This window comes from Lacinutrix jangbogonensis (assembly GCF_000797445.1).
Taxonomy (GTDB): domain Bacteria; phylum Bacteroidota; class Bacteroidia; order Flavobacteriales; family Flavobacteriaceae; genus Lacinutrix; species Lacinutrix jangbogonensis.
In genome coordinates this window covers 62,311-85,705 of the sequence record NZ_JSWF01000033.1, presented here as the reverse complement: position 1 = coordinate 85,705, position 23,395 = coordinate 62,311, and the positions used below count along the sequence as shown (strand labels likewise).

Sequence of the window (23,395 nt, the reverse complement as noted above, 5' to 3'; positions counted from 1 at the left end):
TTTTATTTTTAATCTTTTATGCGTGCATTTAACCAACTAATAACTTCTTGCTTAACAGCTTTTCCATTGACTTCGTTTAACATTTCGTGTCTTCCGCCTTCGTATAAATTAAAAGTTAAATCTTGCATACCACGATTTTTGTATTGTTCTACTACACGCTTCACACCTTTTCCCATTTCACCAACTGGATCTTTATCGCCTGAAAAAATGAGCACAGGTAAATTTTCTGGTGTTGCTTTAAAGGCTTCTGGTTTATTCAATTTTTTTGAATTCTTAATAAGATCTAAAAAGACACCTAGAGAAAAATCTTCGATACGATAGGGATCTTTAGCATAAAGGTCTACTTCTTTTTCATTGCTACTAATCCAATCAAACTTTGTTCTATTGGGTTTGAATTTTTTATTGAATTCGCCAAAAAAGAAAGATTTCAAAAATTCGTTTCCTCGCGATCTTCCACGAAAAGCTGTAACTGTTGTTGCTGTAACAAGCCCTATATTACCTAGTCCTTTTATAAAGCTTGCGGTTCCAGATAAGATTAGAGCATCTAATTCTTTACCATATTTTGTGACATATTTTCTACTTAAAAGTGATCCCATACTGTGTCCAAATAATATAAATTTAGACTGTGGTTTTTCAGTTTTCATTATGGTCGACAATGCATACATATCCGCAACACAATCGTCGAAATACTCTTTGCCATCATAAAACCCAAATAAGCGTTTTATTTCGGCGGTTTTACCATGTGCACGATGATCGTTAGCGTAGACTGAATAGCCTTCTTCTTGTAAAAGATGTGCTATACTATCATATCTTCCAGCGTGTTCCCCTAATCCATGTGCTATTTGCAATAGACCTCTAAAAGGCACATTTGGATTCGCTTCCCATTTATAATAACAAATGGATTCGCCATCTGCAGATTTTAATATATGTGTGTTGTAATACATTAATTAGCGTTCTAAAAAGGCCGTAAGTAATTTCGTGAATTTCATTTTACTCGCTGCAGTTCCTGTTATTTTAATTCGTCCTTGTATTTTTAATTCTTCTAAAAGCAATTTGCCTTTGTACAAAGCAAAAAGGTTTTGATCTTCAATCTCAATTAAAACTTTAGGATCTAGATTTTTCTTTTTCTTAATAACGGCTTCCGCTTTTGTTAAATCTAGCTCCCAACCTACCGTTATATCTCCTAAATCTAATTGCATATGGTATAAACCTTTGTAGGTTTTAACACGCTTAGGATTTTCTTTTAAATACTTTCTTAAAGCAGTGAAAAACGGTGTGCTCTTGCTTTTAACTTGTTTTGAAGCTTTAGTAGAAGATTTACCTTTACCTACGTTTTTAATTTGCTCTTCCAACTCATTTGCAGATGCTCTAATATACCTTGAAAACACGTCAGCATCTGGCATTGTTTTAGAGTCTGAAGTTGTAGTAATACTCACTTGACCATTATAACTAAATGCTGCTATAATGAGTCCAAAACCGTCTACAACAGGAGTTAAACCAAAAATAGAAACTACTTTATGTCCATTTAAATACAATAAACCTCTTGGTCCCGGAACATTGGTAATAGTAACATTAAAAGGTGGTCTGTGTAAATCTTTAATATTGTATTTACTATACAAACCAGCTGCTAAATTTGCCAAACCAAAAGGCACAACATCTGCCATATTTGCTAATGTTTTTGCTCCCATTGTATTATGTCTGGATTTCCCTAACATGGTTTGCTCTTGAATATATTCTAATCGCTCTAAAGGATCTTCTATATGTGTTGCTAATTGAATCATCATATTAGCAATTTGGTTATTCATTTCGCCACTACTTTCTTTCCTAATAGAAATTGGGACATTAGCCACCAAAGGATGTAATGGTAGTTTTTCTTTTTCTACTAAATAACGACGAATGGCTCCTGCACAAATAGCTAGAATAACATCGTTAATAGTTCCTCCCATTGTTTTTCGAAGTGCATTAATGCGGTCGAAAGATAAAATTGCTGTTCCCCAAGTTCTTTTTGCAGAAATGGAACCATTAAAAATAGTAATTGGAACTGGAAATTTTGTAGCACTAAATTCTTTTTGAATACTAAGTTTCTTTGCCGCTTTATTTTTAATAAAACTATAAGCAGTTTCTGCAACTGTTTTAGGAATTTTAAATGGGTTTTTAAAAAAACCATAACCACTTTTCAACAACAAACTAAGTTCGTCTGGCAAGGGTTCTGGATTATAGGCTTTTGGTTTAGAGCGCTTTTTTTGTTTACCATCGGCATCACTATCATATAAAACACCCAGAAGACCAACGCCCGAACTCCCATCAATCATAACGTGGTGTATTTTTGTTACAATAGCGACAGAGCCTTTTGGCACTTGTGCAATTTCGTCTATGCCTTCAATAAAGTGCACTGACCATAATGGTCTGCGTAAATCTAAAGGCGCAGAAAACAATGTTGATGTTAAGTCTCTTAACGTTTTCCAATTAGATGGATCCGGTAATTTAATTCTATTTAAATGCAAGTCTAAATCAAAATTGGGATCATCTACCCAATACGGGTAATCCAAATTCATTGGTACATTTAGTAAACGCTGTCTAAATTTTGGAATTAAATGCAGTTTAGATGCGACAATTTCTTTAAAGTCTTGATATTTTAATGAGCCTTCAACAATATTTAACGTTGCAATATGCATTGGACTTGTAGGAGATTCTGCGTACAAAAACGCTGCATCAGAGCCTGAAATTTGTTGTATTGAAGAATCCAATGCGTCTTGTACAATATCCTTTAAATCAATTTTTTTTGCCATTATTAATTACTTGTATTTATATGCTGTTGTTTTAAAAACGTATCAATTCCTTAAATTTATTCTGAAAATTTAATGTTTTTATCAAAATAAACCACAGATTTACAATGGTTTTTTTGCAATATACGTTATTTCAATAATATACTATGCGTGCATAGCATATTTAATTTTGAGAAAATTAAGCTTAGTTAAGCTGAACATTTTACAAGGTCTTATAGTTATTAATACTAATGTTTTTTGCTTGTAAATCGAACATTAAATTAAACAAACCAAAAAACATTCTGTTTAAATAAATAAAATGTCGAGAACCTCTATTTGCATTCATATTTTGAGTTCTCGTACTTTTGAAATAACGTTCTCCAATAGCACCTATTTTTTCAAAGAAAACAGGATCAGAAAAATCGAATCGTTCCTCGCGAAATGGTTGTGTAAAAAAACTTAAAACCTCATGAAACATAGTGGTAAAAAACAGTGTTTCTTCCTGAGTATCCAATACTCTCAAAATTTCTAATTCTAATAATTGATTGTGAAATAAAACGGGATCATCAAGAATATCTTTACTAAACAATTCGAAATAAGGAACATAAAAATCTTCTGGAATTATTTTCATACAGCCAAAATCTATAGCTATTAATTGTCCTTCTTCCGATACTAGAAAATTACCTGGATGCGGATCTGCATGTACTTTTTTAAGCGTATGCATTTGGTACAAATAGAAATCCCATAGTGCTTGTCCTAATTGATTAGCAAGCTCTATATTGGTGTTTGTTTTTGCAAATTCAGAAAGATGAATCCCATCCATCCAATCCATGGTTATAATTTGCTTCGATGAAAAAGCCTCGTAATATCTTGGAAATTGTAAATTTGGAATATGTGAACAAGCAGCAACGACTTCTTTACTTTGTTCTATCTCTAGTAAATAGTCCGTTTCTTCTAAAAGCTTACCTTCTACTTCTTTAAAATACACTTCGGAATGTTCACCTTTTATCTTGAACATTTTAATAGCAATTGGCTTTATCATTGCTATGTCTGACAAAATACTATCCGCAACTCCCGGATATTGAATTTTTACAGCCAAGGTTTTTCCCTCTTTTTCGGCTTTATGCACTTGCCCAATACTTGCTGCATTTATTGCTTCAGGATTGAATATATCAAAAATCTCATTTGGAAATTTACCAAAAGACTTTTTAAAGGTTTTCATTACTAAAGGTCCAGATAACGGTGGCACAGAAAATTGTGACAAAGAAAATTTTTCAACATAAGCCTGAGGCAAAATGTTTTTCTCCATACTTAACATTTGTGCTAATTTTAAAGCAGATCCTTTTAAATCTTTTAAGCTATCGTAAATATCTGTAGCGTTAGATTCATCTAAGCGTTCTTTGGCTTCTTCTTCAGGATTAACCATTTTATCGCCATAATATTTCAAATAATTTACGCCAACTTTTGCTCCAGTTTGCACGAGTTTAGAGGCACGTTGAATTTTAGAAATCGGTATACTTTTTAGTGTTTTCATAACTACATGTTCCTACTATTTCACTTTCTCTTTATACAAGAACTTCGCCAAATCTAATATATTAGATAAGGACTTGGTGTTTAACAATTCAAAACTAGTGTTCAATGATTTTTCAATAAAAATATCTGTTTTTTCAAAAGCTTCAGAGGTATCATCTAACCAAAATTTCATGGTAAATACCAGCTGAATCCAGAAAGATTCTTTAATGGTTTTTTTCTGAATATTTTCAATACTGTCTACCTTCAGATTAAATGTTTCCAAATCTAATGCATCCATAAATGCTAAAAACTCATGTTTAAATCTTGAAAACACGGCTAATGCTTTCAGTTGATTTTCAAAACCTTTTAAATTAATTTTTACAAATTCTTTGTTAAGTGACAGGTTTTCGAAAAAGGTATAATATAAACTAAGTAGTTTGTCTTTTTTAGTAAACGTGATATATCCTGGTGTTTGCTTCAGAATAGATAAAGAATTTTCGAAAAGTAATAAATAAATATCCTTTTCTAAATCTTTAAATGAGCTGAAATGGGCGTAGAATTGTTCGTCTGTAAACTGATGAATTTTGGTAAAATCTACAACCGATTCTGGTTTACTATGGTGTTCTACCATATAATCCATGTATAGTGTTATAATTTCGGACGCTGTAATTCTATTTTTCTTTACCATTCACCAAATATTTGCCTATAAAAATACAAAACGTTTTGGCTAAAACTATTACTATAAAACAAAAAAACCAAGCTACAATGTAGCTTGGTTTAACTAACCAACTTAAAATAAACAAAAGCTTTAATTACTATGCCGTAAGCTTAGTAAATCTTTTTTTGCTAAGTTTCATATGTTTCTTAACACCAGTTAAAGCTGTAAAAACTAAATCTTGATTTGTTGCAGCAATTTTAAAACTGTCTTTTATTGCTTTGTTAGCAACAGTTTGCCATTGCTCTGCAACAACAATTGTTTCACTAACAACGCCTTCAGTTCTATTTAGCGCATAATCGTTAGCAGATTCTGCAACTTTTCTTGTTTTCTTTAATGCTTTAAATACCATTTTCTTTGGCGCATCTAATATTGATTTTGTGCTCATATTAAATTATATTTTACGTTAAATCTAATTATTTTTTCACTTCTGTTTTAACCTCAACAGCCTTAGTCGTCGCTTCTTTTTTAACCTCGGCTACTTTTGCTACAGTTTCTTTTTTAACAGCTGTTACTTTTTTAGCCACAGTAGTTTTTGCTTTAGGAGTCGCTTTTGTTACTGTTTTAGTAACCGCTTTTTTAGTTGTAGTTGCTTTTTTAGCTACCATTTTCTTTGGTGCAACTTTTGCTACTACTTTAGTTGCTTTTGCTTTTTTAACTGCCGTTTTCTTTGGTGCAACTTTTGCTACCACTTTAGTTGCTTTTACTTTTTTAACTGTAACTCCCTTTTTAGTAACTTTAGCTTTAGGTGTTGCTTTAGCATCTTCAATAATAGCTTCGCCTTTGTTAATGATTTTTGAAGCTTGTTCTAAAACATCTCCTTTAAGTTCATTAAACTTAGCCATTCCCATGCTTTTTATATCTTCAGAAACTTTCTCTGCTTTTTGAACCATTGGGTTTTCAGAAACTTTTTCTGTAATATCTTCAACGATATCGATTACTTTTTTGCTTACTGGGTTATTAACTGCCATATTTTTAGCTTTTTCAACTATAGTAACATCGTAACCAACTAAATCTTTCATTTTATCTGTTCCTGAAACAAACTGTCCTTTTACAGCTTCAGCAGTATCAAAAATCATATTGATTTGTTGCTCTCTTACTTTCTCTGTCTTCTTAATTAACTTAGAAGCTAATTTTTGCCATTTCCCACCATTATCTACAACAGTATTAATTGTAGCTATTGAAGCATTTATTAATTCTGTATTTATTTTCTTTACAACGTTGGTAGTGCTTTTCACTTTACTTGTTGCCTTTTTTGTTGTTTTTTTGTTTTAGTTGCCATAATATAGTGTTGTTATTATATGTTATTTTTAATTCTGGTACAAACATACAATCAGTGAGTTACAAATGAGTTGCACTTGTGTATGCGTTCCTTTTTATTTTAAAATTATTTAGATTTTGATAAAAACTTTACGGCCTTATCTTTTACAGTTTCTAAAGTATTAAAAACTACTTCTTGATTTTTAGCCGAAGCTTTGAAACCTTTCTTTACTAGTTTAGTAGAAAGTCCTAATCCTTTTTCAGTTAGGTCTATAGATTTTGTTAAAACTTTTTCTGTAGTGTTTAAAGCTAAATCGTTTGCTTTAGTTGTTAACCCTAATACTTTAGTAGTCGCAGTATTGATTAGTGTTGCCTTTTCTTTTTTAGTTTTAGTAGCCATAATATATAGTTTTAATGTGTTGTTTAATATTTATGGTACAAACGTACGATGGCGCAGTTACAAATGAGTTGCAAACTGAAGGGTGGCATTGTTTTAAACGTAATATTTTAAATAAGGACTAGCAAACACAATGGTTTACAGTATATTTTTTTTTAAAAAAAATATTTACTGAATGTTTTCAATATCTTTTAGAAGGTTCTTTGTTTCGGGAAGTGGATCGATACCATATTCCTGATCTAGCACATCTGCACATTTCTGATAGGCTTTGATAGCTTGTGGTCTGTTTCCCTTTTTTATGTAGGCTTGCATTTGTAATCTATAAGCGTCTTCCCAAGTATTATCTATAGCAATAGCACATTGTGCTAAACGAATACTTTCTAAAGGGTTTTCGTTTAGTAATATCTCGGCAAGTATTACGTAAGCTCCTAAAATTAGGATTTGTATTTTTTCTCGCTCTTCAGACGACCAATCTTCAAAAACACGATTAGGTAAATACACACCTTGGTATAATGCAATAGCGGCTTTATAAGCCTCTTTAGAAATTGTTATATCTTCGCCAAAAGCTTCGTTACCTATAATAACATATTGTTCTAAAGCTTCGACATCAATCCATACTTTTTCTAAATCTAACTGATAGCTAATGCCTTGTCTAATTACAAAACTAGGTTCGGTTCTAGAGGGCCTTTCGGGTTCTAGTACTTTATTAACACCATGTAATGCTACTTTAAAATCTCTGTCGTCGCCATCTTCCCAAAGATGATCCATGATTTTTTCTTTATGAAGTGCGTGACGTTGCCTATTAGAAATTAAATATTGTAGTAACTGAACCGTTTTATCTCTTCCCCATTTTTTAGAATCTACTTTTTCATTTTCTAGCCATAGATTAAACTGTCCCAAAGTTTGAATGCGAATAACGGCATCTTTTTGAAACTGTTTCAATTCTTTTAATCTATCCTGAAGTTGATTCATTTAAAAAGTTTACTTCTTTTTGGTAGTTCTTGGAGTTTTTGTTGTTTTTGCGGGCTTACTAATAGCATCTACTTTTGCATTTAGTTTTTTAATCTCATCTGCTAGCGTACTAATCGATTCTTTTATGGTATTAAAATCGGAACGTGAAGCATTTCGCCATTCGTCTATTGGCACTTTATCTATCAAGTCCTCACCAAAATGACTAATTTGATCTTGCAGGTTAGCCACTTGTTTTCTTGGATCTTTAATAGTTTCCATTATTACTTTAGGGCCTTCTTTTGCCATGGTTTTCCATAAAGAAAAACTTTTCTTTAGTAAAGAATCTTGCTGTTCTGGCGATTTATCTTTAGTGGCTTCCATGGTTAAATCACCCAATCGTTCTTGAATAAAAGAAACAGCATCATTAAAGTTAGTAAAACTTTGATCTTCTCCTCCTTGTACATGCGATACTTTTCCGCGCCATTGGACCTTAGATTCACCATCTTCTTCAAAAATAATCTGGTTAAACCGAACCATAAAAGATGCGGTTTGATCTGCTTTTTTAGCCATAGTCTTAAAATTTTAATCGGTTACAAATTACAATTCTTTTTTTGAAAAACTAAATCAGTATAACGGTAATTATATCATCAAAATTAAAAATTATTTACTATGCAAGCATAGTATTTCGAAAATATTTTCAGTTCTTTAGACTTTAAGACATTCGATTTTGCTGGTCAATTTCAGAAAAAAGAAGCCAATGAACAACAAATATATAATCGCTTTCGACCAAGGTACAACAAGCACGAGAACCATTATTTTTGATACCCAAGGTAACATTCAAGGTATATCTAAAAAAGAGCTCACACAGTATTATCCGCAATCTGGTTGGGTAGAACACGATCCAAATCAAATTTATAACGATCAAAAGGAAACTTTTGAAACCGTTCTAAAAGAGACAGGCATACACCCTAAAGAAATTGCTGCTATTGGGATAACAAATCAGCGAGAAACAACTGTGGTTTGGGATAAAGAAACTGGCGAGCCCGTCTATAATGCTATTGTTTGGCTAGACAATCGTACTCAAGATATTTGTCAGACTTTAAAAAACAAAGGATTAGAAACTTATGTTCGCGAACATACAGGATTAGTAATTGACGCCTATTTTTCGGGAACCAAGTTAAAATGGATTTTAGATACTATAAAAGGCGCTCAGGAAAAAGCCGATGCTGGACAACTCCTTTTTGGAACTATTGATAGTTGGTTGATTTATAAATTCACTAACGGAAAGCAGCATGTTACAGACCATACCAATGCATCACGAACCATGCTTTATAATATTAAAGATTTAAAATGGGATGACACGCTGCTTGCTGCTTTAGACATTCCAAAGTCGATGCTTCCAGAAGTAAAAACATCATCTTCAAATTTTGGCTCGGTTACATATAAAGACACAACTATTCCCATTTATGGTGTTGCTGGAGACCAACAAGCTGCATTGTTTGGACAAGGAGGTTCTATAGAAGGTATTGCTAAAAACACCTATGGAACGGGTTGTTTTCTTTTATTAAACAATGGAAAAGATTATGTGTCTTCTAAAAACGGACTCATTACCACATTAGCGTGCAGCCTACCAAACGAACCTACACATTATGCTTTAGAAGGTAGTATTTTTATTGGTGGCGCATCTATACAATGGTTGCGAGATAAGATGCTTTTAATTAATGAAGCAAAAGAAACTGAAGCAATTTGTAATAGCATTCCGCCTTTAAAAGACTTATATGTTGTGCCAGCTTTCGCTGGTTTAGGAGCACCATATTGGGATGCAAATGCGAAAGGTGCTATCTATGGAATTACATTAGATATAGGGAAAAACGAAATTATTAAAGCAACTTTAGAAGCACTAGCCTACCAAACCAAAGATGTTATAAAAGCCATGGAAGAAGATAGTGGAAAAGCAATAACAACACTAAAAGTAGATGGAGGAGCAAGTGCCAATAATTATTTAATGCAGTTTCAATCTGATCTATTAAATGTTACTGTAGACAGACCAAAAATGATTGAAATTACTGCTTTAGGTGCCGCAATGTTAGCAGGTTTAAAAGCTGGCGTTTGGACAAAAAAAGATACAGAATCTATTCGGAAAATAGACCATGTTTTTTCTCCAAAAATGGATACAAAAACCAGAACAGAAAAATACGCAGGTTGGTTAACTGCTATTAGAAGAACCAAAACCTTTAATGAAGCTTAGTCAATAGTTATGAAAGCGAAACCATTTTCCATACTTAATAGAGCCGAACAGATTAAAATAGTAACTACTCAAAAATTTGATCTTGTCATTATTGGTGGCGGCGTTACAGGTGCAGGAATTGCACTGGATGCAGCTTCACGTGGCATGAAAACCTGTTTGATAGAAAAAAATGATTTTGCATCAGGTACAAGTAATAAATCCACAAAATTAATTCATGGTGGTTTGCGCTATTTAAAGCAATTAGAAATTGGATTAGTAAGGGAATCTGGCAAAGAACGTACTATTGTACATAAATTAGCACCACATTTAGTTAGACCTGAAAAGATGCTTTTACCTCTTGTTAAAGATGGCACTTACGGTAAGATGATGACTTCAATTGGATTAAAAATTTACGATTTATTGGCAAGTGTAGAAGGTGACGATCGTAGGAAAATGTTAGACAAAAAGGAAACCTTAAAAAAAGAACCATTACTAGATGCTAAAACCATTCTTGGTAGTGGTTACTATTCGGAATACAGAACAGACGATGCGCGATTAACTATAGAGTTGCTAAAAAAAGCATCTGAATTTGGAGCAACGATTCTTAATTATTGTGAGATGAACACATTCATCTACAATACTAAAAAACAAATAAAAAGCATAGCATGTATCGATCATAATTCGGGAGAAACACTTAACATTACCTCTAGAAATTTTGTTTCTGCAACCGGGCCTTGGGTAGATATATTACGCGAGAAAGATGCTTCTAAAAACAATAAATATTTGCATCTCACTAAAGGTGTACACATTGTTTTTCCTATTGAAAAATTCCCGCTACAACAATCGGTTTATTTTGATGTGGCAGATGGTCGAATGATTTTTGCAATACCAAGAGGACGCACCACTTATGTTGGCACCACAGACACCAATTATTTTGGAGATTTAGAACATGTCGTTACCACAAAATCAGATATTAGTTATTTATTAGACGCTGTAAATGCAGCGTTTCCTAAACTTAATTTAACCGACAAAGATATTGAATCTAATTGGGCTGGATTGCGACCTTTAATACATGAAGAAGAAAAAGAGCCTTCGGAGTTATCTAGAAAAGATGAACTGTTTATTTCTAAAAGCGGCTTAATTTCTATTGCAGGAGGGAAATTAACAGGGTATAGAAAAATGGCACATCGTGTGATTGATGCCGTTTTAAAAACGATGACTTCTATACAAGTTTCAAAACTTAAAGAATCGTATACCGAAAAAATTGCGCTTACAACACATGCAATGACCTCTTCTAAAGAAGTAAAAAAATATCAAAAAAAATTACAATTAAAGCTTCAAGACGTTGGAATAGAAAATGATTATTTTGCTTGGTATTTAACTTCAAACTATGGTAAACAAGCAGATATTATAGTAAAACAGATGCAGGTTTTTTCGAATAAAAATCCAGAAGCCAAACTAATAAGAGCCGAATTATGGTATAGTATCCATCATGAAATGGCGAATAGTCTCGCCGATTTTTTTGTAAGAAGAACAGGAAGACTTTATTTTAATATTTCTAGTATTTCGGAGTTTGAAACACTAATTATTAAAGATTGTTCCAAATACTTAAAATGGGATACTACTCGCATTAAAAAAGAGAGAAAAATATTAAATATCCTTCTAAAAGATGCTACTCATTTTTATGAGGAAGAATTGAAATAAAAGATTCACTATTCTAGTTTTATTTCGCAGATAACGTCAAATCATCTTTGACGCGTAACTTTTAGTGCTAATTTTTGTTTTAAAATAGCTTCTGAAGCACACATCAAAACCAAGACACAAAACCGTAAAAAAAAGTGTTTTAAATAATTTAGTATCTTTAAAGAATAAACAATTAAAAAAGTCCTTTTTAATTATGGGTAATCCTAAAAAAAAGGAACTAAGCCAAAGTCCAAAAGGTATAAAACGCCGTTTACATTCACTGTTAGCAACTATTAAAACTCACTAAAACCTGATATAATGGAAAGCCTAAACCAAAATATAGAAAATCATTATCGCAAAATAGGGCTTTACGAAGATATCCTCGATCGTCTTAAAGAGCAAAACATTGCTTTGGATAATGTAAAAAGGTCTGATATTTCAGGTACCGATGAGTTTCATGTGCGTGAAGCAACAGTCTCTAAAGAACTCGCTAATAGTAATTAAACTAAATGGACTTAATGTTTTAGACGTAGGTTGTGGATTAGGAGGACCTTGTAGAATGCTTGCTGATGAATATAATTGTAAAACTACAGGAATAGACCTTAGTACTGAATACATTAGAACAGCTAATAAGCTATCCAAACTCGTAAACCTAAAGACCAAAACAAGATGTATTCCAGGAGATGCTGCTGCATTGCCGTTCGATGGCAATAGCTTTGATGTCGTTTGGACACGGCATGTTCAAATGAATATCCCAGATAAGGAAAAATTTTATTCCGAAATAAATAGAGTATTGAAAACAGGTGGATATTTTCTTTTTTACGATATTCTTAGAAAAGAAAATGGAGTAATTAATTATCCAATGCCTTGGGCCAGTAATGGCAATCAAAGCTTCTTATTCAAAGCAGATGAAATAGATAGTTTTTTGAAAGCGTTTGGTTTAACACAAGAACAATCTACTAATGAAACTCAAGCAGGAATTGATTTTTTTTGATGCACTCGTTGCTAGGCTAAAAGAATTTGGGCCTCCAAAAATGGGACTCAACGTTCTTATGGGAGAAACGACAAAACCAAAACTAATGAATCTTCTAGGCCATTTGAAGACAGGTGAACTTGAACTTAGAAGTGGTGTGTACCAAAAATAAACACAACCTAAAACAAGTATGATTCATTCCAACTGATTTTCATTTGGAAAAATCGGTGTTGCTAAACAATTGTTTTCTGCCTTTTATATTATCTTAGTTCTCACAAAACCGAACCTACAAGAACGCGCGATGTGAAAAGTAAAAAGACAGTCGCTAACAGCATTAAACACAAAATCTAAATTCAAGATTGCCGCTATCACGAAAACATTTACGGCTGTCTTAATCTTGCAACTTCACCAAGAAGGAAAACTTGATTTAAACGCAAAAATTGGTGATTATTTCCCAAATTATAAGGGAAACGGAAAAGATAAAATTTCTATTAAAAACCTTCTAACGTATAGTTCTGGAATACCAAACCGATTAGATTTATTAGGTATAGAACCCTATCAGAAAAAAAATGAATATTGACGATTTTATAAAAGTATATTGTAGTGGAGATATCACCGAAATTCCGGGTACTAAAAGTAACTATGGCAATACGGAGTATATCATTTTAGGAAAAATAATAGAGAATATTACTAAAGCAACTTATGCCGAAGCATTACAAAATAGAATACTGAAACCGTTGCAAATGAACAGCACAGGTGTTTTAAAATCTAATGACATTGTTATGGGTCTCACAGCTTCTTATACAATGAATGAAACCGATAATACCATTGCAACAGATGAACCTTATTATATTGAAAATTACTTTTCAGCAGGTGCAATATATTCTACCGTTGAAGATTTATTAAAATTCGACACAGCTATCTTCGACAACCAGCTATTAAACGAAGAAACAACTAAATTAATGATTTCCCCTAATCTTGAATTGCAGAACGTCGCTTTTGGGTTTTGGTTTTCAAAAGGATATGGAAATTTTAAAGAGGACTTTGTTTATCGTCCTGGAGCAATTTTAGGAGCTACAGCAAATTGGATACATAGTATAGACAATAAGAAAAGTATCATTGTATTTAGTAACACTAACGCTACTAATTTATATGAAATGTCTGAACAATTTTATCTTGCAAGTAAAGGCGAACAATTAACCATACCAGAACCAAAAAAAAACAAAGAACCAAAAGCCTTGAGTATAGAGAGCACAAAAGGTACTTGGGTTATTGACTTAAGACCATCGCCTAAAAGCGAACCCTATCTAAAAGAATTTGTGATTACGCCAATTTTGGGTAAAAACTTTAATGGTACGTTTTATGGAGCATCTTTTGAATCCGGAATTTTCAATATCGAATGGGATGTTTTGATTTTTGCATTCACTACCCAAGACCGTGAGAATACATATTATCATTCAGGTTATATTGATGGAGATCAGGTTTTTGGAATTTCATATTCTAAAGGAAGACAATTCACCTCTCATTGGACAGGTAAAAGAAAATAAAAGCAGATGACTAGAGATCAAATTTTGGAAGATATAACTGAAGGCTATCGTAATACTATTTATAAACGATATCAATATCAAAATATCAAGGACAAATATGGAATTCCTGAATCTATAGATGAGGAGACCGTAAACTTACTTAGGAGTTACTTCCTAAATTACATGTATCCAGAATTTAATACGCGAGCAGAATTAAACGAGGCCTTTAAAAGTCTAGATAATTATATCAAGCATCCTCAAAAATTATTAAGAATTTTATTAGATGCTGCCAAATTAATCTTTAGATATGGAAGACATCTACCCAAAATATTAAATTCAGGATTAAATGCAATGAACACATTCAAAGCAGCAACAAATTTTGAAAATAATCTTGTCGATGAAGCCATCAAAAACAAAATAGAAGCACCTTATAATCCCTCAAAGATAGATGCACTTATAAAATTATTATCGCGTAAAGAAATCGAGAAATTTATTGAGACTTCCCAATCCCTATTTGAAATTTTACATGATAGAATTCTAATTAAAAAAATAAAAGAGGTTATTCATTATTTAATTCTTATTATGAAAGCAAAAGAAGACGCTTACTCTGTAAGCCAAATTAAAGGGCTTGAAATGGGCCTTGAAATGATACAGGAAGGTGATAAAATTTTCAACCGATTAGCAAAAGAAGACCAACAAAACTTAGTTAACTTGATCGCAGAAATAGAAAAAGATAATTTAGATTCTATTTTTTTAGAAACATAAAAAAATGCATCAAGTTCAATTTGATTCTATTTAATATCTCTAAAGTTATAGTATTAAAATTGGAAGTAAATAAACTGTTCACCACTTCCTTGAGCAATTACTATCAAGAAAAACATAATGGCCCAAATAACACCTAAAACCCAAGGTGAGGTTTTTAATGAGAGTGCTTTCATAGATGTATTTCGCATGATCCAATGACATAAAAATAAAATTCCAATCACGACACTAACCTTAATGATATCGAACGAACCCAGAATCTTTTCGCCATCTGTTTGCATATAGAACATAGATTTTATCATATTCCATGCGGTTTCAAACTCTCTTGCTCTAAAAAACACCCAAGTAATATTTACACAAGAAAATGTAATGAATGCCAAAAAGATGCCATTCCATTTTGTGATTTTAAAAGGGAGATATTGTTTTTGTAATTTTTCTAGTAATAAATACGTGCCATGTAAACCGCCCCAAACTAAAAATGTCCAAGCTGCTCCATGCCATAGGCCTCCCAAAAGCATTGTTAGCATTAAAGCAACATACATTCTAGTAATTCCATGACGATTACCACCTAATGGAATATATAAGTAATCTTTTAACCAGCTCGATAAAGAAATATGCCAACGACTCCATAAGTCCGAAAACCCTAAAGAAGCATAAGGATATCTAAAGTTATCAGGTAAAATAATACCTAACATTAGCGCAATACCAATTGCACAGGTAGAGTAACCTGCAAAGTCGAAAAATATTTGACCAGAAAATGCTAATGTTCCAATCCAAGCATCGACTCCATGTAATAATTTATCTGAACCAAAAACAGTGTCAGAGGTATCAGATAATAAGGTATCAGCCATGACTACCTTTTGAAATAAACCAATGGTAAACAAAAACAAACCCCAAATAAACTGGTTAGTGGTCGCTTTCTTTTCTTCATAAAACTGAGTGATTAAATCTTTTGCTCTTACAATCGGCCCTGCCACCAATTGAGGGAAGAAGGTAACATATAAAGCAAAATCTAAAAATGTTTTGGCTGGCTCAATCCTTTTTTTATACATATCTATTGTGTAAGACATGGTTTGAAACGTGTAAAAGGAAATTCCCATAGGCAATATGATGTCCATGGGTTGTGCTTGGTATTCTATCCCAAAAGAATTCATTAATGAAGTAAAATTATCTAACAGGAAATTACCATACTTAAAAAAGCCTAAAAACCCAAGGTTGACACACATGCTTAATAGCAACCAAAATTTACGTTTTTTCTCGTTTTCTTCTAGTGCTAGTTTCTTTCCTGCTGTCCAGTCTACTGCTGTGGATATCCAAAGTAAAATAACCAAAGGTGGATTCCATAAACCATAAAACACATAACTAGCCAAAAGCAGCATTCGCTTTTTATTAGTCCATTTAAATAATTTTGAATAATAGAGTGCCAAAACAATAACTAAAAATACTACAAAACTTAATGAATTGAATAACATGATTAGTTGGTTTTAGAGTTAGAAAGTACGCCATCTGCTTTCATTATTTTTACTAATTCAGTTGTAAAAAACCTAGCATCTTCAGCAGATAGATGAGACCATTCTGGGCATTCCAAGTTTTTAAACTTGTCATAATCCTCAAAATAATAAGCCTTAGCATTGGTCGCTTTTACAAGTGGATCCCAAAAATCAATACGTGATAAAAATTTATCTTCACCTTGTTTTATCCAGCCACTAGAAGGACAACGCACCAAAATTAGATTCCCTCCTCTTTTCATGAATTTTTTTGCATCCGCAACAAAAAAGTTGGTCGTCGCCTCTTTTTCTGGCGGATTTTTGTTGCCCATGATTATAAACTTCCAGACAGCTTTTATTGAATTCGCAAAAATAGTATCTGTTGCCGTTTTTTCACGCATTGGATTATTTCTGTCTTGATCGATATAAGAGAAAGCATTAAAAGGAGGTAATTGGGGTTTTCCAGTTCTAGTTCCTGAATTAAAATTATTTAGTAACGATTTTAAATCAATATCATCTGCCCAACCTTCTTCACTAGTAGAAACAAGTGCCAAGTTGTTTTGAAGCGGCATTGACAAGTAATGATTAATACGTTGCGCATAAGTCCTGTTTTCAAAATAATCAACTCTCCTTTGGGCCCGTTTCCAAGGTCCAGCTTCTGGATACGTAGTAGAAAAAAATAATCCAGGAGTTACACCAACCAAAACAGTACCTTTAAAACCTGTATTATTTACAATATCATGGAAAATTGGTAGCGGTGAGGCTCCTGCAGATGCTAATTGTATGGGTCTAATTCCAGTTTCTGTTTGCCATTCATTTAATTGAAAATCAAAAAGAACACGTGAAGATCCCATTAAGAGAACTCCATTCTTAGATAAGTTTTCAACTTTTGCTCTTTGTAATGCCCAAAGATCTTTATTATCGTCTAAATCTGCTATTTTTCCCTGAGAACGCCAATAACTTTCCCAAGTAATAAGCCCAATACTACATATTATAAAAGTAAGTATTAATGATTTTTTTAGTTTCATTTTTAGATGATTTTTAGAATTACGTATAGTATTATCTCATTTCGTTTTGCTTCTTTTGAAGCAACTATGCATTCTACTATGACAATTGATCTAACAAAGAGGTCGTTAAATATATAAAATATTCGCAAGTATAATATTGTATTAATTTGATTTTTAACAAAATACAGTACCACACCTCACTATTATTCTACTTAAATTTCGTTTAAAAAGTATTTATAAACAACAAAAAAACCGCTGAATTGAACTTCAACGGTTTAATTTGATATTGTAAAACCCTATCAACCTATTTTAGGACGACGCTATGATTTTATTTGAATATTATTATGCTCTCGCTTTAGTCTAAAGTAACAACAGCACTACCTACTTTATGCCCTGAATCAACATAACGATGTGCTTCAACTATATCTTCTAAAAGAAAACTTTTACCTACAACCGATTTAAGTTCTCCCGATTCGAGTAGAACTTTAATCGTATTCAAATCTTTTTTATTAAAGATGGCAACTCCAGCAACTACTTTTTTATTTCCTATCAAAGCTGTTGAAAGCATTTTGAAATACTGAGATATTCCAGCAACCGCTAACAACAAACGCCCATTTACATTTAGAGAATTTTTACAATGTGAAAATGAAATTTTGCCAACCGTATCATAAATAATATCATAGGTTTCATTATTTGAGGTAAAGTCGGTCGTTGTATAATCGATAACATGGTCTGCTCCTAAAGATTTTACTAATTCTAAATTTATAGCGCTACAAACTCCAGTAACTTCTGCTCCAAAATGTTTAGCCAATTGCACGGCATAGACACCTAAGGCTCCAGAAGCACCATTTATAAGTACTTTCTGTCCAGATTTAATTTTCCCGAAATCTCTTAAAAACTTTAATGAGGTTAGTGCTCCAAATGGCACTGCAGCGGCTTGAGTATAATCAATGTTAGAAGGTTTTAATACCATAGACTCTCTTTCAAGAATAGCAATATATTCGGCATGAGTTCCGAAATTATTATTTGCACCAAAAACGGCATCTCCAACTTTAAACTGGGTTACCCTTTCGTCAATTGCTTCTACAATTCCTGAAAAAACAACACCTAACACTTGTTTTCTTGGTTTTGTAATCCCAAAAATTAATCTTGAAAGCGTTCTAAACCCAAGCGGAATATTAAAGCCTCGTATTCTGGCATCACCAGAAGTTACGGCCGTTGCTGACACTCTAACTAATACTTGATTTTCTTTAATCGTTGGTTTGTCTACCTCTTTAATTTGAACCACCTCAGGTGGTCCATATTTTGTAAATACTGCTGCTTTCATATTGTTAAAACGATTGGCAATTCATTTTGTTACGAAATTTAATAAAAACAAAAACGATCTGAGTACGAACCCAAATCGCTATTGCATTTATACATTTTAGGTAATAGTGTTTTATCTTTTTACAAATTTCAAGTTTTTAACTCTTGTTTTATGAGCACACATTTACCCTTGAAACATTCTATAATCTCATTAGGTTATCCACTAAATTCTCATCAGATCGTGTTCCATAAGGATCAATAGAAATATAACTAGGCTTCTCTTTTACAATTATTTTAAACTCAGTCATTTCTTTATTGATCTGATTTGATTCATAATATAGAATAGAACCATCATCTTTTACATTTGATGGATGCTCTGTAAAAACACCTACTTTAATAGGTTCATCAGTTGCGATTTGTTTGATTTCGCCACTATCTAACGTTTCAAAACGTTTTGATTTTACTTTAACAGTTACTTCATAAGTACCATTTGCCAATGCTTTATAAGAACTTTCTTCTATTCCAAGATCATAAATAACAACTTTTTTAAACCAATCGTTAACTAATATATGCTGTTTAGTTGGTGTTACTTTGTAGATCTCATTTAATAGCTCAATTGTATTTGCTTCCAATTTATTGATAGAACGATGTCTGTCTGTAATCGTTTTTAAGACTTTATTTACCTGTTCTTCTCCTATTAAATCTCTTAAGGCTAACATAACAGTTAATGCTTTTCCGTACGCAATGTATGATTGACCATTAACCATATAAACTGGAGGCTCGGTTTCACCAGCAAAAGATCTTCCTGTAAAATATCTGCTTCTAACATTTTCGCTCAAGGTATACAAAACGCCTTTGCCATACATTTTCTCTAGCACAACGGCTTCCGTATATTTCGCAAATCCTTCTACCAATAAAGAACCACCAGCAACCGGTTTTGCATTTAATGTATGTCCCCAATATTGATGTGAAACTTCATGAATAACTCTTTTTGCAACCACATTAAAAGTTTCCTCATTGCTTACGTCAGACAAATACAATCTGTCTTCTACCATACTTATAACTCCTGGATGTGCAAATCCACCAAATGGCCAATGTGAAGGAACTTCTGCTATTCTTAAATGATCAAAAGCATAGTCTCCAAAATTTTCTTTACAATAATCCAAGGTTTGTTTTATACTGTTTTCAATGTCTTCAACATTAAAATCGTGATTCGCATCATAATATTGCTCAATTGCAATGCCTTTGTAATTTGTTTTTTTAGAGGCATAATTAGCAGAAAAATAACCGACTCCTGGTATAATTTTCTCATTAGTTTTATAATGATAATAGTTTCTATTATTGTCTGACCATTCTTTTACTAAACGACCAGAACTTATTGCAGTTTGATCACTGCTTGTAGAAACAATGGTTTCGAATCTTACTTTTTCAAATTTAACATCTTCTAATACAATATGTGCGGCCGAATTATTGTCTTGTACTCGTTCAGGTAAATTTCTTTTTTGACGCTCCATTCTATTTGAAATTTCTAATCCAGTAGTATACCCTAAAATAGGTTCAAAATTTCTATGATTAATATAAGTACCATTGTTTACAATGGAATTGTCTTTTTCATAGCCTTTTATTTCTTTCTTTAATTCATAGGTATATCTTAAAGAATCGTTAGGCTGTAAAGGTTTTTTATACTGAAATAAATACGTTCCATAAATAGTATCATGAGTAACTAAACGTGCATTTTCTATAGTGATATTCTCCAGCGGAATTCTTTCTGTGATGAATAATTCTGATAAAGGTTGATCACTTTTATTTTTCAACATATAATCAGCCTTAATAGTATAACTTCTCTCTTTTGGATAGATAGCAACTTCTGTCTTTTTTGAAGTTGGATATAATCTTTCTATGCGTTCATATTTCTTAAACTTTAGTTCATAGTTTTCACTAAAGTCTAATCGATCATTCATCGTTTCATACTCAGAAATAATATTTACATTGTAAAAAACCAAACTTCCTGCACCTATAAACATTACAACTAAAAGGGATAGCGTTAATTTTTGAATCTTAGACCAACCAGAAAGGAGTTGTTTTAGTTTTACAGAAAAGCTTGAAACGATACCTCTATTCCAAATTTTAAAAGATAATACCGTTAATAGCAAACCAAAAGCAAACCAATATAGTGCTAGGTGATCAAATAGATTTGAAGCACCATTAAAGCCATCCATATTATTGTATTTAATTCTTGGCATAAACCCAAGACTTGTTAATGGATGTTGTAATCCTAACATATCAGATTTCATGCATAACAGTACAATCAAGCCGAAAACACCCATGCCAATATATTTACTTTTGGCAAAACTATTTATAAATAAAGCGATCATAGAAAACACGACTAACTGTACACCATAATGATAATATAATGAAGCATACAAGCCAAATTCAAAGTCCGTATAATTTAAACTGATTTGAAACAGCATACACATTAATATTCCAGAAGTAATTAATAACATTGGTAAGGATACTAATGCAGTAAACTTAGACATAAAAAATATCCAGTTTTTTACTGGTGTTGCATCCACAATTATATTGAAATTTAAACTACGTTCTCTCCAAACAATCTCTGCACTATAAAAAACGATTAATATCAAACTGAAGATGGATAGCGGATCTACAATTAAATCTATTAATTGATTTGTAAATGGATATACGCTTACTCCATATTCGCCACCACTAACTACTGTTGAATATAATTCTGAGAATACAATAAACAACCACATTAACAAAACAGCTATAAATGGTAGGCTTTTAAAAACACTCTTCAATTCTAATTTTAACAGCGAAAAGAATGCCATTTTTTGAGCTTTAAAATTATGTAATGCTTCTTTTGGTTGATATGCCAATAGTTGGAGTTGCTCCTTTTTCTGTTTTGGTTCTTTCTTTACTTTTTTAGAAATTTTTCTAAAAGAGAATAGCTTATAAGTCCCTAATAAAACGCCGATAGAAACCAATATCCAAACCAATCTATTCCATAAAAACAAGCCTGAAAAAGAGAGTAATTGTGTGTTTTTTTGAAACGGCGTCCAATATTGCGTTTGCTCAAAAAAGGCAGCAATTCCAAATGGATCTGCAACAGCTGCAATGGCCATACTTTCTGGAGATGCAGGAACAGCCTGTGCCATTAAAGGTGAATTAAGAAAGATAGAACTCACAAAATATAACATGTAAATAAAAACGGCACTTACATAGGTTGCTGTGCTGTTTTTTGTGATTGTGCTCACAGAAAACACAATGGTAGATATGATAAAAATATTAGGCAATACAATATATAACCAAGGTTGCAAATAGGTCATTAATTGAAAATCACCTAAACGTTCTGGATCTAAATTAAAAAAATTAATTCCAATAATATACCCTAAAATGAAAGGTGTAAAAGCCAATACACTAAAAACATATGTACCTATAAAACGACTCCAAAAATAATGTGCTTTTTTTATTGAAGAACTATAAATTAAACCTTCCATATTGTGTTGTCTATCTCTTAACATGGCGCTAATAGCAAAAAACATAATAATGAATACACTGCCTAAAGTAAATATACTTGTGCTGAAGTATACTTGGTAAACAGCGTTAAAATTCACACCTGCTGAAGCAAAACCATTCCTGCCCACAAACACTCCTAATGCTAAAAACAAAAGCGAAAATATTGGAAACGCACGTTGTTTTAGCTGATAGAAAACTTCGAATTGTAATAATTTCTTAAACATAGCTTAGGCTTTTTTATTAGTTTGATTAAATAAGGTTGCGAAATAAAAATCTTCCAAATTTGGAACAATCATTTCAAAACCAACTTCTGGTTTTTGTTCAGAGAGTACTCTAATTTGAGTTTCTCCAGACACTAGTTTTGTAGAAATAACACCAAAGGCTTTCTTATAAATTTCAATGTCTTTTTTAGGTATAATCTTCGTCCAAATTTTCCCATCAATACTTGCCACTAATTCTGTTGGATTTCCTTCTGAAATGATTTCTCCATTAGAAAGAATTGCCATTTTAGGACATAGGTTTCTAACATCTTCTACAATATGAGTAGATAGAATAACAATGACATTCTCTCCTATTTCACTTAATAAATTTAAAAAACGATTGCTCTCTTCTGGATCTAAACCAGCTGTAGGCTCGTCTACAATTATTAATTGTGGATTTCCCAATAATGCCTGTGCAATACCAAAGCGTTGACGCATGCCGCCAGAAAAAGTATATACCGCTTTTTTTCTATGTTGATATAGGTTTACTTGCTGTAACAATGCTGTAACTTGTTCTTTACAATCCTTTTTATTTAATATTCCTTTTAAAACGGCTAAGTGATTCAATAATTTCTCTGCAGATATTTTTGGGTACACGCCAAATTCTTGTGGTAAATACCCCAACTGATTTCTAATCTCTTGAGGTTGTTTTACCACATCTATTCCATTAAAGGAAATACTTCCCAAAGAAGGCTCTTGTAAAGAAGCTATGGTGCGCATTAATGATGATTTTCCTGCGCCATTAGAACCTAACAAACCAAACATACCGTTTGTTATTTCAAGATTGATTCCGTTTAGTGCTTTTACGCCGTTCGGATAGGTTTTTGTAAGGTTATTTATTTGTAATGTGTTCATTTCTGTTTGATTTTAAATTGATGTTTAATTGTACTATTTTTTATTTAAAACGTCTTTTAGCGTTCCATGTAGCGCTATGAGTTGCGCTTAATCTGTTTGTAATTCTAATGTTGCTTAAAGTTCTCATAATTTTGATTTTTAGTAATCTGTTTGTTTTTAAATTAATGTTTTAATAG

21 protein-coding genes and 1 pseudogene are annotated in these 23,395 nt (G+C 32.3%); 8 read left to right on the top strand and 14 right to left on the bottom strand.

What is annotated here, in order from left to right:
• Window positions 1-8: 8 nt before the first annotated feature.
• The 9 genes from RH82_RS13785 to RH82_RS13740 all read right to left on the bottom strand — a co-directional run bounded on the left by RH82_RS13785 (window position 9) and on the right by RH82_RS13740 (window position 8,170).
• On the bottom strand, window positions 9-944 hold the full coding sequence (locus tag RH82_RS13785) for an alpha/beta hydrolase (protein WP_034061534.1): 936 nt from the start codon (window positions 942-944) through the stop codon (window positions 9-11).
• Window positions 945-947: 3 nt separating this feature from the next.
• Window positions 948-2,789 carry a wax ester/triacylglycerol synthase family O-acyltransferase gene (locus RH82_RS13780; protein ID WP_052158355.1) on the bottom strand — a complete coding sequence of 614 codons (1,842 nt, stop codon included), beginning with the start codon at window positions 2,787-2,789 and terminating at the stop codon, window positions 948-950.
• Window positions 2,790-2,988: 199 nt separating this feature from the next.
• The gene (locus RH82_RS13775) at window positions 2,989-4,299 is read right to left on the bottom strand and encodes an ABC1 kinase family protein (RefSeq protein WP_034061533.1); all 1,311 of its coding nucleotides are present in this window, start codon (window positions 4,297-4,299) and stop codon (window positions 2,989-2,991) included.
• Between the two features lie 15 nt (window positions 4,300-4,314).
• Window positions 4,315-4,965: a TetR family transcriptional regulator C-terminal domain-containing protein gene (locus RH82_RS13770; protein ID WP_034061532.1), complete on the bottom strand. Its 651-nt coding sequence runs from the start codon at window positions 4,963-4,965 to the stop codon at window positions 4,315-4,317.
• 127 nt (window positions 4,966-5,092) lie between these two features.
• Entirely contained in the window at window positions 5,093-5,380 is a 288-nt protein-coding gene (locus RH82_RS13765; protein ID WP_034061531.1) for a hypothetical protein, read from the bottom strand.
• A gap of 28 nt (window positions 5,381-5,408) precedes the next feature.
• Entirely contained in the window at window positions 5,409-6,230 is an 822-nt protein-coding gene (locus RH82_RS13755) for a hypothetical protein (protein WP_052158354.1), read from the bottom strand.
• 149 nt (window positions 6,231-6,379) lie between these two features.
• Complete coding sequence (locus RH82_RS13750) at window positions 6,380-6,652, bottom strand: hypothetical protein (protein WP_034061529.1); 273 nt, start codon at window positions 6,650-6,652, stop codon at window positions 6,380-6,382.
• Between the two features lie 165 nt (window positions 6,653-6,817).
• The gene (locus RH82_RS13745; RefSeq protein ID WP_034061527.1) at window positions 6,818-7,621 is read right to left on the bottom strand and encodes an AfsR/SARP family transcriptional regulator; all 804 of its coding nucleotides are present in this window, start codon (window positions 7,619-7,621) and stop codon (window positions 6,818-6,820) included.
• 9 nt (window positions 7,622-7,630) lie between these two features.
• Complete coding sequence (locus tag RH82_RS13740; protein ID WP_052158353.1) at window positions 7,631-8,170, bottom strand: hypothetical protein; 540 nt, start codon at window positions 8,168-8,170, stop codon at window positions 7,631-7,633.
• A 187-nt stretch (window positions 8,171-8,357) separates the two neighbouring features.
• Between RH82_RS13740 and glpK the strand changes: the two genes are divergently transcribed.
• The 8 genes and pseudogenes from glpK to RH82_RS13715 all read left to right on the top strand — a co-directional run bounded on the left by glpK (window position 8,358) and on the right by RH82_RS13715 (window position 14,774).
• On the top strand, window positions 8,358-9,848 hold the full coding sequence (gene glpK / locus RH82_RS13735) for a glycerol kinase GlpK (protein WP_034061526.1): 1,491 nt from the start codon (window positions 8,358-8,360) through the stop codon (window positions 9,846-9,848).
• A gap of 9 nt (window positions 9,849-9,857) precedes the next feature.
• Window positions 9,858-11,531, top strand: coding sequence for a glycerol-3-phosphate dehydrogenase/oxidase (locus tag RH82_RS13730; protein WP_034061525.1), 1,674 nt, complete (start codon window positions 9,858-9,860; stop codon window positions 11,529-11,531).
• Window positions 11,532-11,828: 297 nt separating this feature from the next.
• Complete coding sequence (locus tag RH82_RS18900) at window positions 11,829-12,014, top strand: hypothetical protein (RefSeq protein ID WP_052158352.1); 186 nt, start codon at window positions 11,829-11,831, stop codon at window positions 12,012-12,014.
• A complete protein-coding gene (locus RH82_RS18895; protein WP_241148069.1) occupies window positions 11,974-12,504 on the top strand; it encodes a class I SAM-dependent methyltransferase in 531 nt (176 codons plus the stop codon). The genes RH82_RS18900 and RH82_RS18895 overlap by 41 nt, the downstream gene beginning before the upstream one ends.
• A complete protein-coding gene (locus RH82_RS18890; protein WP_052158350.1) occupies window positions 12,473-12,655 on the top strand; it encodes a hypothetical protein in 183 nt (60 codons plus the stop codon). Before RH82_RS18895 ends, RH82_RS18890 begins: the two co-directional genes overlap by 32 nt.
• Window positions 12,656-12,826: 171 nt before the next feature.
• Window positions 12,827-13,063: pseudogene (locus tag RH82_RS19015) on the top strand (serine hydrolase domain-containing protein); the annotation flags it as partial.
• Window positions 13,053-14,030 (top strand): serine hydrolase domain-containing protein, encoded by a 978-nt coding sequence (locus tag RH82_RS17940; protein ID WP_052158348.1) that lies wholly within the window; start codon window positions 13,053-13,055, stop codon window positions 14,028-14,030. The pseudogene RH82_RS19015 and the gene RH82_RS17940, both read left to right, overlap by 11 nt.
• 6 nt (window positions 14,031-14,036) lie before the next feature.
• Window positions 14,037-14,774 (top strand): hypothetical protein, encoded by a 738-nt coding sequence (locus tag RH82_RS13715; protein ID WP_034061524.1) that lies wholly within the window; start codon window positions 14,037-14,039, stop codon window positions 14,772-14,774.
• A 53-nt stretch (window positions 14,775-14,827) separates the two neighbouring features.
• Here RH82_RS13715 and RH82_RS13710 read toward each other — a convergent pair whose 3' ends face one another.
• From RH82_RS13710 to RH82_RS13690, 5 genes are all read right to left on the bottom strand, one after another.
• The gene (locus RH82_RS13710) at window positions 14,828-16,243 is read right to left on the bottom strand and encodes an MBOAT family O-acyltransferase (RefSeq protein WP_034061523.1); all 1,416 of its coding nucleotides are present in this window, start codon (window positions 16,241-16,243) and stop codon (window positions 14,828-14,830) included.
• Between the two features lie 2 nt (window positions 16,244-16,245).
• Window positions 16,246-17,286 carry a hypothetical protein gene (locus RH82_RS13705; protein ID WP_034061521.1) on the bottom strand — a complete coding sequence of 347 codons (1,041 nt, stop codon included), beginning with the start codon at window positions 17,284-17,286 and terminating at the stop codon, window positions 16,246-16,248.
• A gap of 334 nt (window positions 17,287-17,620) precedes the next feature.
• The gene (locus tag RH82_RS13700) at window positions 17,621-18,592 is read right to left on the bottom strand and encodes an NAD(P)-dependent alcohol dehydrogenase (RefSeq protein WP_034061519.1); all 972 of its coding nucleotides are present in this window, start codon (window positions 18,590-18,592) and stop codon (window positions 17,621-17,623) included.
• Between the two features lie 178 nt (window positions 18,593-18,770).
• Window positions 18,771-22,328, bottom strand: a complete 3,558-nt coding sequence (locus tag RH82_RS13695) for an ABC transporter permease/M1 family aminopeptidase (protein WP_034061518.1) — start codon at window positions 22,326-22,328, stop codon at window positions 18,771-18,773.
• Window positions 22,329-22,331: 3 nt separating this feature from the next.
• Window positions 22,332-23,219 (bottom strand): ABC transporter ATP-binding protein, encoded by an 888-nt coding sequence (locus RH82_RS13690; protein ID WP_034061516.1) that lies wholly within the window; start codon window positions 23,217-23,219, stop codon window positions 22,332-22,334.
• Window positions 23,220-23,395 lie beyond the last annotated feature (176 nt).

Excerpts from the sequence above, each read along its gene's own strand:
- RH82_RS17940 (WP_052158348.1), top strand. The coding sequence starts at position 13,053 with ATGAATATTGACGATTTTATAAAAGTATATTGTAGTGGAGATATCACC.
- RH82_RS13740 (WP_052158353.1), bottom strand. The coding sequence starts at position 8,170 with ATGGCTAAAAAAGCAGATCAAACCGCATCTTTTATGGTTCGGTTTAAC.
- RH82_RS13700 (WP_034061519.1), bottom strand. The coding sequence starts at position 18,592 with ATGAAAGCAGCAGTATTTACAAAATATGGACCACCTGAGGTGGTTCAA.
- RH82_RS13785 (WP_034061534.1), bottom strand. The coding sequence starts at position 944 with ATGTATTACAACACACATATATTAAAATCTGCAGATGGCGAATCCATT.
- RH82_RS13705 (WP_034061521.1), bottom strand. The coding sequence starts at position 17,286 with ATGAAACTAAAAAAATCATTAATACTTACTTTTATAATATGTAGTATT.
- RH82_RS13745 (WP_034061527.1), bottom strand. The coding sequence starts at position 7,621 with ATGAATCAACTTCAGGATAGATTAAAAGAATTGAAACAGTTTCAAAAA.
- glpK (WP_034061526.1), top strand. The coding sequence starts at position 8,358 with ATGAACAACAAATATATAATCGCTTTCGACCAAGGTACAACAAGCACG.
- RH82_RS13690 (WP_034061516.1), bottom strand. The coding sequence starts at position 23,219 with ATGAACACATTACAAATAAATAACCTTACAAAAACCTATCCGAACGGC.
- RH82_RS18900 (WP_052158352.1), top strand. The coding sequence starts at position 11,829 with ATGGAAAGCCTAAACCAAAATATAGAAAATCATTATCGCAAAATAGGG.
- RH82_RS13695 (WP_034061518.1), bottom strand. The coding sequence starts at position 22,328 with ATGTTTAAGAAATTATTACAATTCGAAGTTTTCTATCAGCTAAAACAA.
- RH82_RS13715 (WP_034061524.1), top strand. The coding sequence starts at position 14,037 with ATGACTAGAGATCAAATTTTGGAAGATATAACTGAAGGCTATCGTAAT.
- RH82_RS13775 (WP_034061533.1), bottom strand. The coding sequence starts at position 4,299 with ATGAAAACACTAAAAAGTATACCGATTTCTAAAATTCAACGTGCCTCT.
- RH82_RS13780 (WP_052158355.1), bottom strand. The coding sequence starts at position 2,789 with ATGGCAAAAAAAATTGATTTAAAGGATATTGTACAAGACGCATTGGAT.
- RH82_RS13730 (WP_034061525.1), top strand. The coding sequence starts at position 9,858 with ATGAAAGCGAAACCATTTTCCATACTTAATAGAGCCGAACAGATTAAA.
- RH82_RS13710 (WP_034061523.1), bottom strand. The coding sequence starts at position 16,243 with ATGTTATTCAATTCATTAAGTTTTGTAGTATTTTTAGTTATTGTTTTG.
- RH82_RS13765 (WP_034061531.1), bottom strand. The coding sequence starts at position 5,380 with ATGAGCACAAAATCAATATTAGATGCGCCAAAGAAAATGGTATTTAAA.
- RH82_RS13750 (WP_034061529.1), bottom strand. The coding sequence starts at position 6,652 with ATGGCTACTAAAACTAAAAAAGAAAAGGCAACACTAATCAATACTGCG.
- RH82_RS13770 (WP_034061532.1), bottom strand. The coding sequence starts at position 4,965 with ATGGTAAAGAAAAATAGAATTACAGCGTCCGAAATTATAACACTATAC.
- RH82_RS18890 (WP_052158350.1), top strand. The coding sequence starts at position 12,473 with ATGAAACTCAAGCAGGAATTGATTTTTTTTGATGCACTCGTTGCTAGG.